Annotated in this window: 11 protein-coding genes; 9 read left to right on the forward strand and 2 right to left on the reverse strand. The window is 61.4% G+C overall.

The features are described from left to right. Positions 1-164: 164 nt before the first annotated feature. Together quiC and P5706_RS04280 are read left to right on the forward strand one after the other, a co-directional pair. Positions 165-2066 carry a 3-dehydroshikimate dehydratase QuiC gene (gene quiC / locus P5706_RS04275; RefSeq protein ID WP_285678629.1) on the forward strand — a complete coding sequence of 634 codons (1902 nt, stop codon included), beginning with the start codon at positions 165-167 and terminating at the stop codon, positions 2064-2066. Between the two features lie 80 nt (positions 2067-2146). Further along, entirely contained in the window at positions 2147-2812 is a 666-nt protein-coding gene (locus P5706_RS04280) for a TetR/AcrR family transcriptional regulator (protein ID WP_200431453.1), read from the forward strand. A 181-nt stretch (positions 2813-2993) separates the two neighbouring features. Here the strand turns inward: P5706_RS04280 and P5706_RS04285 are convergent, their stop codons facing one another. Both P5706_RS04285 and aroQ read right to left on the reverse strand, forming a co-directional pair. After that, on the reverse strand, positions 2994-3842 hold the full coding sequence (locus tag P5706_RS04285; protein ID WP_200431454.1) for a shikimate dehydrogenase: 849 nt from the start codon (positions 3840-3842) through the stop codon (positions 2994-2996). Positions 3843-3847: 5 nt separating this feature from the next. Continuing rightward, positions 3848-4288 (reverse strand): type II 3-dehydroquinate dehydratase, encoded by a 441-nt coding sequence (gene aroQ, locus P5706_RS04290; RefSeq protein WP_200431455.1) that lies wholly within the window; start codon positions 4286-4288, stop codon positions 3848-3850. A gap of 207 nt (positions 4289-4495) precedes the next feature. On the opposite strand from aroQ, the gene P5706_RS04295 reads away from it, so the two are divergent. The 7 genes from P5706_RS04295 (at position 4496) to P5706_RS04325 (ending at position 14254) form a co-directional block, all read left to right on the forward strand. Continuing rightward, positions 4496-5017 carry an RNA polymerase sigma factor gene (locus P5706_RS04295; RefSeq protein ID WP_138813742.1) on the forward strand — a complete coding sequence of 174 codons (522 nt, stop codon included), beginning with the start codon at positions 4496-4498 and terminating at the stop codon, positions 5015-5017. Positions 5018-5080: 63 nt separating this feature from the next. Then, a complete protein-coding gene (locus P5706_RS04300) occupies positions 5081-6079 on the forward strand; it encodes a FecR family protein (protein ID WP_285678630.1) in 999 nt (332 codons plus the stop codon). Between the two features lie 175 nt (positions 6080-6254). Beyond that, a complete protein-coding gene (locus P5706_RS04305; protein ID WP_285678631.1) occupies positions 6255-9005 on the forward strand; it encodes a TonB-dependent receptor in 2751 nt (916 codons plus the stop codon). A 103-nt stretch (positions 9006-9108) separates the two neighbouring features. Then, positions 9109-9726, forward strand: a complete 618-nt coding sequence (locus tag P5706_RS04310) for a heme acquisition protein HasA (RefSeq protein WP_200431459.1) — start codon at positions 9109-9111, stop codon at positions 9724-9726. Between the two features lie 171 nt (positions 9727-9897). Beyond that, complete coding sequence (locus P5706_RS04315; protein WP_200431460.1) at positions 9898-11634, forward strand: type I secretion system permease/ATPase; 1737 nt, start codon at positions 9898-9900, stop codon at positions 11632-11634. Then, the gene (locus P5706_RS04320) at positions 11631-12941 is read left to right on the forward strand and encodes an HlyD family type I secretion periplasmic adaptor subunit (RefSeq protein ID WP_285678632.1); all 1311 of its coding nucleotides are present in this window, start codon (positions 11631-11633) and stop codon (positions 12939-12941) included. The genes P5706_RS04315 and P5706_RS04320 overlap by 4 nt, the downstream gene beginning before the upstream one ends. Then, complete coding sequence (locus P5706_RS04325; RefSeq protein WP_200431462.1) at positions 12938-14254, forward strand: TolC family outer membrane protein; 1317 nt, start codon at positions 12938-12940, stop codon at positions 14252-14254. The genes P5706_RS04320 and P5706_RS04325 overlap by 4 nt, the downstream gene beginning before the upstream one ends. Positions 14255-14257: the final 3 nt, after the last annotated feature.

Consider the following 14257-nt stretch of genomic DNA (forward strand, 5'->3'; position numbering starts at 1 on the left):
GGTGCAGGTTCGATGGTGCGCAGTGGTTAAAAAGTCGTCAATTCGCCAACAGGGCATAGTGTTCGGTAATCGCACGAAAAACTAACCGGTTCGTACATTTTAATTGCTGCGTGTAGGCTAGGGGCCAATAATTTGCTGCAAATAACAACTGCCGGGAGTCGTCCATGCAACGTTCCATTGCCACTGTTTCCTTGAGCGGCACCCTGCCGGAGAAGCTCGAGGCCATCGCCGCTGCCGGGTTCGACGGGGTTGAGATCTTCGAGAACGACCTGTTGTATTACGACGGCAGCCCGCGGGAAGTTAGGCAGATGTGCGCCGACCTGGGCATTGCCATCACCTTGTTCCAGCCGTTTCGCGACTTTGAAGGATGCCGTCGCGATCGCCTGGCGCGCAACCTGGAGCGCGCCGAGCGCAAGTTCGATTTGATGCAGGAGCTGGGCACCGACCTGGTGCTGGTGTGCAGTAATGCCTCGGCGGATTCGGTGGGCGATGAACGCATTTTGCTCGATGACCTCAGCTTGCTGGCCGAGCACGCCGGCCGCCGTGGCCTGCGTATCGGCTATGAAGCGCTGGCCTGGGGCAAGCATGTGAACACCTGGCAGCAGGTGTGGAACCTGGTGCGCCAGGTCGATCACCCAAGCCTGGGCGTGTTGCTCGACAGTTTTCACACGTTGTCGCTCAAGGGTGATCCGAGCGGTATCGCCGACATTCCCGGCGACAAAATCTTTTTTGTGCAAATGGCCGACGCGCCGGTTTTGGCCATGGATGTGCTCGAGTGGAGCCGGCATTTCCGGTGTTTCCCGGGGCAGGGCGAATTTGACCTGGCAGGTTTTCTCGCGCCGATCATCAAAAGTGGCTACACCGGGCCGTTGTCCCTGGAGATTTTCAACGATGGTTTTCGCGCTGCGCCCACCCGTGCGAATGCGGCGGATGGCTTGCGTTCGCTGCTGTACCTGGAAGAGAAAACCCGTGAACGCCTCAAGCAGCAAGCGCCGGCCCAGCCCGTCGAGATTCTGTTTGATACCCCGGCAGCCAGCGAATACAACGGTATCGAGTTCCTTGAGTTTGCCGTGGATGAAAGCCTCGGCGCCAAGCTGACCCACTGGCTGGAGCGCTTGGGGTTCGTCAAGGCGGGCCAGCACCGCTCCAAGAGTGTGAGCCTGCTGCGCCAAGGTGATATCAACCTGATCCTCAACTGTGAGCCCTATTCCTTTGCCCACAACTTTTTCGAAGCCCACGGCCCGTCGTTGTGCGCCACTGCGATTCGGGTCAAGGACAGCGCCAAGGCGCTGGAGCGGGCAGTGGCCTACAAAGGCCAGCCGTATCGCGGGCTGGTCGGGCCTAACGAGCTGGAGCTGGCGGCAGTACGTGCGCCAGATGGCAGCCTGATTTATCTGGTGGACCCTGCCGAGGGCGCGCTATACGACACCGACTTCAACTTGCAACCGGCAACGGCGTCCAGCGGCGGCCTGCTGCGCATCGACCATATGGCCATGGCCTTGCCGGCCGACAGCCTCGACAGCTGGGTGCTGTTCTATAAGAGCCTGCTGGATTTCGAAGCCGATGACGAAGTGGTGCTGCCCGACCCTTATGGCCTGGTGAAAAGCCGAGCGTTGCGCAGCCGTTGCAGCTCAATCCGCTTGCCGCTGAATATTTCCGAGAACCGCAACACGGCGATTTCCCACGCGCTGTCGAGCTATCGTGGTTCGGGCGTGCACCACATTGCTTTTGACTGCGCGGATATTTTCGCGGAGGTCAGCCGCGCCAAAGCAGCCGGCGTGCCGTTACTGGATATCCCGCTCAATTACTACGACGACCTGGCCGCACGGTTTGATTTCGACGATGAGTTCCTCAGCGAACTGGCGTACTACAACGTGTTGTACGACCGTGACGCCCAGGGCGGTGAGTTGTTTCATGTGTACACCGAGGCGTTTGAAGGGCGGTTTTTCTTCGAGATCATCCAGCGCAAAAACGGCTATGCCGGTTATGGCGCGGCCAACGTGGCGGTGCGCCTGGCGGCGATGGCCAAATCGCGCAGCGGCGCAGCACGTCAGGCGCGTTTATAACGGCCGGTCAGGTGCTTCCTTCGGGAGGCGCCTCGGCCCATAATCGCCGCCTGCACAACAAAAATGGCCGTGAGCGCACCATGACCCTGACCCCCGACCTCTCCGCTGTGTCAGACACACCGCGCAAGAGTCGCAAGAACAACCCGGAAAAGACCCGCGAAAACATCCTGCAGGAAGCCATCGTCGAGTTTGTTCAGCAGGGCCTGTCCGGCGCGCGCGTGGATGCGATCGCCGAGCGTATCCACACCTCCAAACGCATGATCTATTACTACTTCGGCAGCAAGGAGCAGTTGTACGTCGAGGTGCTGGAAAAACTATACGGCGACATCCGCAACACCGAAACGCGCATGAACCTCACGGCCCTGGAACCGCGTGAAGCGATCCGCCGGCTGGTGGAATTCACCTTTGACCACCACGACCAGAACGTGGATTTCGTGCGCATCGTCAGCATCGAAAATATCCACAACGCGGAATACGTGAAGCGCTCGGATTCGATCAAGGCGATGAACAGCAATATCCTCGAAGCGCTGGGCGCCACATTGCGGCGGGGTGCCGAGATGGGGGTGTTTCGCGAAGGGCTGGAGCCGCTGGATGTGCACCTGCTGATCAACTCATTCAGCTTTTACCGGGTGTCCAACCGCCATACATTCAGTGAGATTTTTCAGATCGAACTGTCGGATGAAGCGGTTAAACAGCGGCATCGGGAGATGATTTGTGAGTCGGTGATGCGGTACTTGCAGGCCTGAATCCACCCGACTCCCAGCTTGGAATGCAACCCATGTGGGAGCCGGCTTGTTGTGGCGAGCAAGCTTGCTTGCGCTGGGGTGCGAAGCGCCCCCAAAACGCGTGAGACCGTTGCGCAGTCAGCGGGAGCAAGCTCCCTCCTCACAACAAGCCCGCTCCCTCAGTTGGTTTCGGTTTCAACAGTCAGGTATTCATATTCTGAAAGTGCGCCAGCATTCGCTGCGCATCCGGCGCTTCGCCACTGAACAACTCAAACGCCTTCACTGCCTGAAACACCGCCATATTGCCGCCGTCCAGCGTGCGGCAACCCAAGGCGCGGGCGTTGCGCAGCAGTTCGGTTTCCAGCGGGAAATACACGATTTCCGCGACCCACAATTCAGCCCGCAACAGCGCAGGCGGCACCGGCGTGCCGGGCAGCTTGGCCATGCCCATGGGCGTGGTGTTCACCAAGCCGTCTGCCTCGGCCATGGCGTTTTGCAGGTGGTTGCCGACTTGGGCACGACCGGCACCAAAGCGCTGCGCCAGGTTATCCACCAGGTCGCGGGCGCGGGCCGTGTCCACGTCAAAAATACTCAAGTGCTGCACGCCTTCGGCCAACAAGGCATGGGCCACTGCTGCGCCCGCACCGCCGGCGCCCATCTGTACCACGCGTTCTCGCGCGACGTCATGCAAGTTGCGCCGGAAACCTTCGGCAAACCCCAGGCAATCCGTGTTGTGGCCAATGCGCTTGCCATCCTTGAACACCACGGTGTTGACGGCGCCAATGCCTCGCGCCTCGTCAGACAATTCATCGAGCAGCGCCAGCACCGCCTGCTTGCAGGGGTAGGTAATGTTCAGACCGGTGAAGTGCATCAACTCGGCGGCGTCCAGCAGGTCGGGTAGGGCGTTGATGTTCAGTTGCAGCGCTTCCAGGTCGATCAACTGATACAGGTAGCGCAAGCCTTGGGCGTCGCCTTCCTGTTCATGCAGGGCGGGCGTGCGGGAGGCTTGGATGCCGGCGCCGATAAGGCCGGCGAGGATGCGCGGTTTCATCGGGCTCATCCTTTGAGGCTGTGGCTGAAGTGTTCCAGCGCCAGGTGATAACCATGGCTGCCGAAGCCTGCAAGCACCGCCTTGGCAATGGGCGATACAAACGAGTGATGCCTGAACGCCTCGCGCGCATGCACGTTGGATAAATGCACTTCGATCACCGGCACTTCACTGGCCACCAGTGCGTCGCGAATCGCTACGGAGGTGTGGGTCCAGGCCGCCGGGTTGATCACGATACCGGCGCAGCGCGCGCGGGCGCCGTGGATCCAGTCGAGCAGTTCGCCTTCGTGGTTGGTCTGGCGAAATTCGATTTTCAACCCGAGTTTTTCCGCACTGCGACCGCACAGTGCGGCGATGTCGGCCAGGGTTTCATGCCCGTAGGTAGCAGGCTCGCGGGTGCCGAGCAGGTTGAGGTTGGGGCCGTTGAGCACCAGCACGATGGGCGGCATAAAAGGTATCTCCAGACTTATTATTGGTTGTGCGGATAAAATGTACTGGATGGTTAATTTGGTCAATTGATGGCAGCGGATGTGTTCGATTATCGAACTCTTATTCCGAGACACCCGGACACCCAATCAGATTAGATATCAATTGAAAATCATTCTCGACAACGCTTAAGATGCCCGCCTGTTTCCTTAACATTCCAGGGAGTCGGTTTGTCGGACGTGGATCTCAAGGGCCTGTTTCTCAAGCACGCCGATACCCTGCGTGGGTATCTGGCGCGCAAGGTGCGGGACCCGCAGTTGGCCGCGGACCTGGTGCAGGAGAGCTTTCTGCGCCTGGCGGAAAAACCGGCCGGCGAGCGCATCGACAATTCCCAGGGCTATCTCTATCGAACGGCAAGCAATCTGCTGATCGACCATATTCGCCAGGAAGCGCGGCGCAAAACAGACTCCGTGCCCCATGAGGCGTTGGCCGAGATTGAAGATGACGTGGCCGGGTTGGAGGCTCAGGCAATGGCGCAGCAACAGCGACAGGCATTGAAGCAGGCACTGGCGGAGTTGCCGGAGCGCACCCAGCAGGTTTTCCGTCTGAACCGCATCGAGGGCATGACCCACGCCCAGGTTGCCCGCCACCTGGACATCTCCGACAGCTCCGTGCAAAAGCATCTGGCCAAGGCCTTGGCCTATGTGATGCAGCGCTTGCAGGACGGTGAGGTGAAGCCATCCGACGAATGAATTACCGAAACAGCCTGCGTCAGACGTCACAGCGTTTACATAACGAAAATTCGAGATTCACACGTGAATAGCCAGGGTCCGCAACAGCACAGCATTACCGAGGCGGCTGCCGACTGGGCGGTGCGCCTGCACGCGGGTGCCCTGACCGAACAGGAGCAGGCCGAGCTGCGGCAGTGGATCGCCTCCGACAGCCGCCATGAAGCGGCGCTGCGGTTCGCCGAGCAGACCTGGGCAGCCTTGGGCGACGTGCATAAGGATGAACCTGTGCAGCGTCAGCGCCCGCCTTCGGTAGCATTGCCGGTGCGTCGGCCCACGCGGCGCAGGGCGTGGCAACGTGTGGCCGCCGTCGCACTGGTGGTAGTGGCAGCGGGTGTGGGTTGGCTGCGCGGGCCGGATGCGTTGCTGCGTTTGCAGGCTGACTATGTGACCCAAAAGGGCGAAATCCGCACCGTACACCTGGCCGACGGCAGCACAGTGGAGCTGGATTCCGCCAGTGCAATTCGGCTGGACTACGACGGCGTGCAGCGGCGCATCAGCCTGATCCAGGGTTCAGCGATTTTTGATGTGGCGCCCATGAAAGGCGAGGAAAGCCGACCGTTCGTGGTGCAAAGCGCCGGGGCGCAGACCCGTGCACTGGGCACGCGGTTCGTGGTCGAGCGCGAGGGTGAGCGCCAGGCCTGGGTGGGCGTGTTGCAGCACAGCGTCGAGGTTGCGCTACAAACCGTACCGAACCAAGGTGCGGGCGAGCGCGTGCTCAAGGAAGGCCAGGCGGCGCGTTATAGCGCGCAGGACGGCGTGGTGCCTCTGGATCAATTCGATGTGGAGCGTGCCACCAGTTGGCGGCGTGGCGTGCTGATCTTCGACCGGCTGCCCTTGGCCAAAGTCATCGAGCAACTCAACCGCTATCGCCCTGGCCGCGTGGTGTTGACCAACGCTGCCTTGGGCGATCGCGAAGTCAGCGGCGTGTTCCGCCTCGACATGCTCGACACCGCCCTGGCTACCTTGACCCAGGAACTCCAAGTGCAACGCTTGGACCTGGCAGGCCTCAGCCTGATCTATTGATGACTCGGCGGGAGGCCCCTCCCGCCGCTCGCCAAAGCACCTTTAGAAAGCCCCCTAAAAAGCCCCTGTCTGAAAAACTTTCAAAAAGTCTTACTGACTTCCAGCGCCTCGCTCGTCTTGCTAGGTGAGAAGCATTCGCATAAACAAAAATACGCTTAGCGCAGGGAAATCAAACATGTCAGCACTCACCAAGGGGCGCATCACCGGCAGCCGGTTAGCCCTGGCCATCCACTTGGGCCTGTTCGCCGTAGCGGTGCCCGTGTACGCAGCGCAGCCTCAAGCCGGCGCGGCCCAACCAGTGGTGTTGATGTTTGATATTCCTGCGCAATCCCTGGGCAGTGCGGTGCTGGCGTTCGCCGATCAGGCCGGCCTGCAGGTGTTGTTCGACAGCCAGCGCCTGCAGGGCTTGAGCAGCACCGCGCTCAAAGGCAGCTTCAGCGTGCAGGAAGGCCTTGGCCGTTTGCTCGGCGGAGCGCCGGTGGAGTACCGCTTTACCGGCGAGCGCCAGGTCACCCTCAACCGCGTGGCGGCCGAACATGACGGCGCCATGACCGTCGGCACCACCACCATCACCGGCAACACCAACGGCCAGCCCGGCGACTGGGTGTACCAGAGCCCAAAGTCGGTGGCCGTCATCAGCCGTGACATGATCGACAAACGCCCGCCCCGTCACGCCGCCGACATGCTCGAAGAAACCGCTGGCGTGTACACCGCCGTCAACCAGCGTGACCCCGGCCTGTCGGTGAACATTCGCGGCGTGCAGGACTACGGCCGCGTAAACATGAACATCGACGGCATGCGCCAGAACTTCAACGTCAACGGCCACCAGCAACGCAACGGCACGATGTTGATCGACCCGGAGTTCATCTCCAGCATCCAGATCGACAAGGGCAGCCAGTCGGGGCAGGGCGGTGCTGCGGTGTTGGGCGGGATCGCCTCGTTCAAGACGCTGGAGGCCAGTGAGTTTCTCAAGGACGGCAAAGAGATCGGCGGACGTTTTCGCGCCGGCAGCGGCATTGGCGAATTGGGCAATGGCACCTACTTCAATGGCAGCGGCGTGTTTGCCTTCGGTGACGAGCGCGGTGATGTGTTGCTGGGCTACAGCGAGCGGCATTTCGGCAATTACCGCGCCGGTACCCAAAACGATCACAAGCTGGGCACCAACCTGCGCGCGCGCAAATACGCGCCGGCAGCCTTTGATGATTGGTTGAACAGCGAAGTCGGGGACATGGGCAGCGTCACCCGTTCGCAGATCGCCAAGTTCGGTCTCAACTTGCCCAACGACCAGCGCGTGCAACTGAGCTACCTGGAAAGCGACAGCGACAGCAACGATTCCTGGGCCTACATCACCGATGACCTGCAGAGCGTCTACTACCGTCGCGTCAGCAAAAACAACCTGAATGCCAAGAACTTCGCGCTGGACTACAGCTACACGCCGGATAACCCGTTGATCGATCTGAAAGCCAAGGTCTATTACGTCACCACCCAGCTGGACCGTGCCAACACGCCCAACATGTCGACGCCGGGCACGGGTAACTACGTGGGGGCCTACACCGATCATTTCGAGACGGACACTTGGGGGCTGCAGGGCGACAACACCTCGCGTTTTGACTTCGGCGAGCGCGGGCATCTGAGCTGGAACTACGGCCTGGAGATGTATCAGGACGAGTTCAAGCCACGCACCAACAAGGTCGAAGCCGTCAACAACCTCGGCCTGCTGCCCTATGCCGAAGGCAGTACGCCGAGTGGCAAGCGCACCATCGCCAGCCTGTTCAACAACCTGCAATACGAATACGGCGACTGGCTGACCCTGGATGCAGGCTTGCGTTACGACCGTTATCGGCTGGAAGGCCAGACCGGCCTGACCCTGTATCGGCGTGATCGCTTTTTCAGCAGCCTGGTGGGCGCCAAGCGTGTGTCGGAAGTGTTCGATGTGGACCGTGAAGAAGGGCAGTTTTCGCCGACCTTCGGCATCGCGGTCAAGCCCGGAGTGGACTGGCTGCAACTCTATACCCGTTGGGGCAAAGGCTGGCGCCCGCCGGCCGTCACCGAAACCTTCATGACGGGCCGCCCGCACGGTGGCGGTTCCGGGGAGCGCGTGTTTCCCAACCCGTACCTCAAGCCTGAAGAGTCGCGGGATTGGGAAGTGGGCATGAACGTCTTCAAGGAGGAGCTGCTGTTCAGTGATGACCGCCTGGGCATGAAGGTGGCTTACTTCGATACCCGCATTGAAAACTTCTCCTTCCTCAACACCAGCGTCAGCCTGCCGGAAACCCAGTCCGGCGGGTTTCTGGGGACCATGGCTTACGTCAACAACACCAACCCGACGCGCTTTCGCGGGGTGGAATACCAACTCAATTACGACATGGGCCGGGCGTACGCCAACCTCAGTTACACCCACATGATCGGCAGCAATGAGTTCTGCTCCAAGAACTATTACATGGGCGGCGCCAAGACCACCGGGCCGCGCACCACGCGGCTGGAGCGTTTCACGCTGCCGAACGGGCGCATCGGCATTCGCCCGGTCACCACCTATGAAGTGCTGGACGACAACGTCGCCAACAACCAGGAAAGCTGCGGGCGAATCATGGGCAACGCCACGTATATGCCCGCTGATCGTGGCTCGCTGACGCTGGGTGCGCGTTTCCTCGACAAGCGCCTGGATACCGGTGTGCGTGTGCGCTACAGCTCGGGCAATGGCGAAAACCTCAACCAGCAGGGCTACGAGCTGATGGACCAGGCGATGTGGCCTCAGTACACGCTCTATGACCTGTACGCCAGTTACTGGATGACCGATCACCTGAACATTGCGTTGGCATTGGAAAACGCCACCGATGAAGCCTATTTCGTCGCCATGGGCGACGCCAACAACCTCAGCCTGGCACGTGGGCGCACCCTGAGCGGGATGCTGGAATACAAATTCTGATCGGTGTGCTGATGCCCCTGATCAATGGTTTTGCCCAAGCGTGGGCAAAAAAGTGCGCCACACCGGCGTGCTCATCTAAAACGTTGTTTAACGAGGTTTAGTGATGACTATTTCTGTTAGCTACGATTCGGGCCTGGGTTCACTGTCGGTATCCGACTACTTGAGCTCTTGGGCTGTGGGCTTCAATACGGCCGGTCATGGCACCGGCAACACCGGTGGCTTCAGCAACGGCTCCCTCAGTGGTGACCAGTATTCGACCCACGGCGCCAGCAACTCCGAATACGCCTTTATCGCCGACAGCAACACCAGCAACGGCCTGCACTATGTGTTCAACCCGTCGCTGCCTGCCGGCAACAACCTGAACCACTACCTGTGGGGCAACCTCGATAACGTGCAACTGGGCACCGGCCTGGGCGGCGGCGGTGGCAGCGACTTCACCCTCAATGACTTCAAGGTTGCATTCAACGGCCTCGACCTGAGCGCTGCCGAAGGCGCCGGTCGCGTGGGTAACGAAGTTCAGAGCGTGATCTACGGCCTGATGCAGGGCAACACCGGCGCTCTGGAAAGCGTGCTCAACAACCTGCTCGACGATTTCGGCCTGTCCACGGCCTCGACCTTCGACCAACTGGCCGCTGCCGGGCTGGGCCACGCCGCACCGTCGGCCGACGTCGCCCTGGTCGGCGTGCAAGACGTGGCGCAGGACTGGGCACTCGCTGCCTGACGCTGCTGCATAAAAAAAGCGAAGGGGAGATCGCTCTGCCCTTCGCCGCATGACACACCGCCGTCGCCAAGCCTTCTAACTCTTCAGCGACAGCGGTGCCAAATTCTGCGCAGCGCCGGATCGCCTGTCAACGCGGCGGCGCTGCCCGCTTAACCCCACGAGAATCCCCCGATGCGCCACGCCGGCAACGAAACCCTGGCTGCCCTCACGGCCTATAAAAGTGGCTTCTTCAACATTGGCCTGTTCTCGGCGGTGATCAACCTGCTGATGCTCGCCCCGGCGCTCTACATGCTGCAGGTGTACGACCGGGTGTTGGCCTCAGGTAATCAGATGACCCTGTTGATGCTGACGCTGATGATCCTCGGTCTGTTCGGCCTGATGGGCGCGTTGGAGTGGGTGCGTAGCCAGGTGGTGATCCGCCTCGGCACGCAAATGGACATGCGCTTGAACCAGCGTGTCTACGATGCCGCCTTCGAAGCGCAACTCAAGGGCGGCACCCAGGCGGCGGGCCAGGCGTTGAACGACCTGACCACGCTGCGCCAGTTCGCCACTGGCCAGGCATTGTTCGCGTTTTTTGATGCGCCTTGGTTTCCGGTGTACCTGCTGGTGATCTTCCTTTTTCACCCGTGGCTCGGCCTGCTGGCGTTGGGCGGTGCGCTGATCCTGATCGCACTGGCGTGGGTCAACCACCATGTCAGCCAGGCACCGATGGCCCAGGCCAGCCAACTGTCCATCAGCGCCAGCCAGCAGGCCACGGCCAATTTGCGCAATGCGGAAACCATCGAAGCCATGGGCATGCTCGCCACCTTGCGCAACCGTTGGTTCACCCAGCACCAGGCGTTTCTGGCGCAGCAGAACCTGGCCAGTGAAAAGACCGCCGCCGTTACCGCCTGGTCCAAGGGCGTGCGTCTGGCCTTGCAGTCGTTGGTGTTGGGGTTGGGCGCCTTGCTGGCGGTGCAGGGTGACATCACGCCGGGAATGATGATCGCCGGCTCCATCTTGATGGGCAGGGTGCTCAGCCCTATCGACCAGTTGATTGGTGTGTGGAAACAATGGGGTTCGGCGCGCCTGGCATTCGAACGCTTGTCGCAGATGCTGGCGGACAACCCGGCCCGGCCAGCACGCATGAGCTTGCCGGTGCCCAAGGGCCAACTGAGCGTCGAGCAGGTCAGCGCCTGCGCGCCCGGCAACCGTCGCCCGGCCATTAGTAACCTGGGCTTCAGCTTGCCGGCGGGTGAGGTGTTGGGCGTGATAGGCCCGTCGGGTTGCGGCAAGTCCACCCTGGCCCGGGTGTTGGTGGGGGCCTGGGCTCCGTTGGCCGGCAAGGTGCGCCTGGACGGCGCCGACCTGACCCAGTGGGACAAACAGCAACTCGGCCCGCATATCGGTTACTTGCCCCAGGATATCCAGCTGTTCGCCGGCAGCATCGCGCAAAACATCGCGCGCTTTGCCGACGTGGACGCCGACAAGGTACTCGCCGCCGCGCAAATGGCCGGCGTACATGACTTGATCCTGCAACTGCCTCAGGGCTACGACACGCAACTGGGCGAGGGCGGTGCCGGTTTGTCCGGTGGCCAGAAGCAGCGCGTGGCCCTGGCGCGCGCGTTGTACGGCCTGCCCGCGCTGATCGTGCTGGATGAACCCAACGCCAACCTTGATGAAGTCGGTGAGCAGGCCTTGCTCCAGGCCATCGCCCAGCTCAAGCAGCAGCGCCGTACGGTCATTCTGATCACCCACAAAGCCAATGTGCTGTCCCTGACCGACCAGTTGCTGATTCTCAAGGACGGCCAGTTGCAAGCGTTCGGCCCCACGGCGCGCGTGTTGGAAGCCCGCCAGAAACCCGCGCCGGCCAAGCCGGTGTCGACCCTGAGCATGAGTTACCGCCTCGGTGAAGGAAAACAGGCATGAGCCAAGTCAAACCCGTACCGAATAATGTGCTGGCGCTGGACGATAAGAAGTACTCGCGCCTGGGTTGGCTGTTGGTGCTCGGCGGCTTTGCCGGGTTTCTTGGCTGGGCGGCATGGGCGCCGTTGGACAAGGGCGTAGCGGTGTCCGGCAAAGTGATGGTCTCGGGCCATCGCAAGACGGTGCAGCACCCTAGCGGCGGTATCGTCGAGCGCATCGAGGTGCGCGACGGTGATGTGGTCAAGGCCGGCCAGGTGCTGTTGCGCTTGAAAGAAACGCCACTGCGCGGGCAGATGCAATCGCTGCGCAGCCAGTATTGGGCGTCGCTGGCCAGTGAGGCGCGCTTGAGTGCCGAAAGCGAGGGGCTGGCAACCATCGACTTTGGCGCCCAATTGCTCAACGAGCCCGACGCCGCCAGCCTGCTGAATTTACAGCGGCAGTTGTTCAGCAGCCGCGCTCAGGCGCTGGCCACCGAGCAGCAAGGTTTGCGCGAAACCATCGCCGGGGCCGAGGCGCAGTTGCGCGGCACCCGCGATTCCCAGGCCAGCAAAGTCCAGCAACGGGCGGCGCTCAACGAGCAATTGCAAGGCCTGCGCGAATTGGCGCGCGACGGTTACATCCCGCGCAATCGCCTGCTCGACAGCGAGCGTCTGTACGCGCAGATCGACGGCACCATTGCCGAGGATTTCGGCCGCATCGGCCAACTGCAACGCCAGGTGCTCGAATTGCGTTTGCGCATTCGCCAACTGAGCGAAGATTTCCAGAAAGACCTGCGCGGCCAGTTGGCCGACACCCGCACCCGCAGTGATGACCTGCGCAACCGCCTGGCTTCGGCCGAGTTCGAACTGGCCAACAGCCTGGTGCGCGCGCCCGCTGCCGGTGTGGTGGTGGGGCTCGATGTGTACACCGAAGGCGGCGTGATCAAGCCCGGCCAGGCGCTGATGGACATCGTGCCCCAAGGCGAGCCGTTACTGGTGGAGGCGCGCGTGCCGGTGCAGATGGTCGACAAGGTACACCCAGGCTTGCCGGTGGAACTGTTGTTCTCGGCGTTCAACCAGGCGACCACGCCTCGTGTGGCCGGCGAGGTGACGCTGGTGTCGGCCGACCGTCAGGTGGATGAACGTACCGATGAGCCGTATTACACCTTGCGCGCCCAGGTCAGCGCGGCCGGTATGCAGCAATTGGACGGCGTGCAGATCCGTCCGGGCATGCCGGTGGAAACCTTCGTCAAAACCGGTGAGCGTTCGATGCTCAACTACCTGTTCAAACCGCTGCTCGATCGCACGCACATGGCGCTGGTGGAAGAATGAAGGCGCTGCTGTTTGCCCTGTGTTTGAGTTGTGTGCCGGTAGCCCATGCCTTGGGTTTGTTGGAGACTTACGATTTGGCCCTGCGTAATGATCCGACCTTTCAGGCCGCGATCCAGGAGCGCGAAGCCGGTGAGGAGAACCGCGTGATCGGCCGGGCGGCGTTGCTGCCGAACCTGTCCTGGAGTTACAACAATTCGCGCAATGAGTCCGAAGTCACCCAGAACCGCACCACCAGCGACCGCGACTATCGCAGCTATGCCTCCACGTTGACCCTGCAACAACCGCTGCTCGATTACGAAGCCTATGCACGGTTTCGCCAGGGCACCGCCCAGGCGTTGATGGCCGATGAACGCTTTCGCAGCAAAAGCCAGGCATTGGCCGTGCGGGTACTGGGCGCCTATAGCCAGGCGCTGCTGGCCCAGGAGCGCATCGAGCTGAGTCGCGCGCAGAAACGCGCGTTTGCCGAACGCCTGCAACTTAATGACCGCCTGCTTAAAGGCGGCGAGGGCACGCGTACCGATGTGCTGGAAACCCAGGCGCGGCTGAGCCTGGCCCAGGCCGAAGAGATTGAGTCGCAGGATGCCCAGGATAGCGCCTTGCGTGAATTGGAGGCCATTGTGGGGCAGCCGTTGCAGATCCAAGAGCTGGCACCGCTGGCTCGCCAGTTCGAGATTGCGCCCTTGGAACCGAACCGTTTTGAGACGTGGCGTGAAATGGCCATGGCCAACAATCCTGAGCTGAAGTCTGCGCATCACGCGCTGGACGTGGCGTCTTACGAAGTCGAGCGTAAGCGCGCCGGGCACTTGCCCAAGGTCAGCCTGTACGCCAGCAGCCGCAAGACCAGCTCCGATTCGGAAAGCAGCTACAACCAGAAGTACGACACCAACAGTGTCGGCATCCAGGTCAGCTTGCCGTTGTTTGCCGGTGGCTCGGTCTCGGCCTCCACGCGCCAGGCGGCGAACCAATTGTCCCAGGCTCAATATGAGCTGGACGCGCAAACCGCTGACACGTTGGTGGAGCTGCGCAAGCAGTTCAACCTCAACACCAGCGGCGCGGCGAAAGTGCGTGCTTATGAGATGGCCGTCAGCTCGGCTACGGCCTTGGTCAGCGCGACCCAAAAGAGTGTGGCTGGCGGTGAGCGGGTCAACCTCGACGTGCTCGATGCCGAACAACAACTGTTTACCGCCCGCCGCGACCTGGCGAACGCACGGCATGCGTATTTGCTGGCGCGGATTCAGTTGAAGTATTACGCGGGGTTGCTGAGCGAGCAGGACTTGCGGGCTTTGGCAGGGTATTTCCAGCCGTCGGCATGAGTG

This window comes from Pseudomonas sp. ChxA, assembly GCF_030263855.1.
GTDB lineage: Bacteria > Pseudomonadota > Gammaproteobacteria > Pseudomonadales > Pseudomonadaceae > Aquipseudomonas > Aquipseudomonas fluorescens_CB.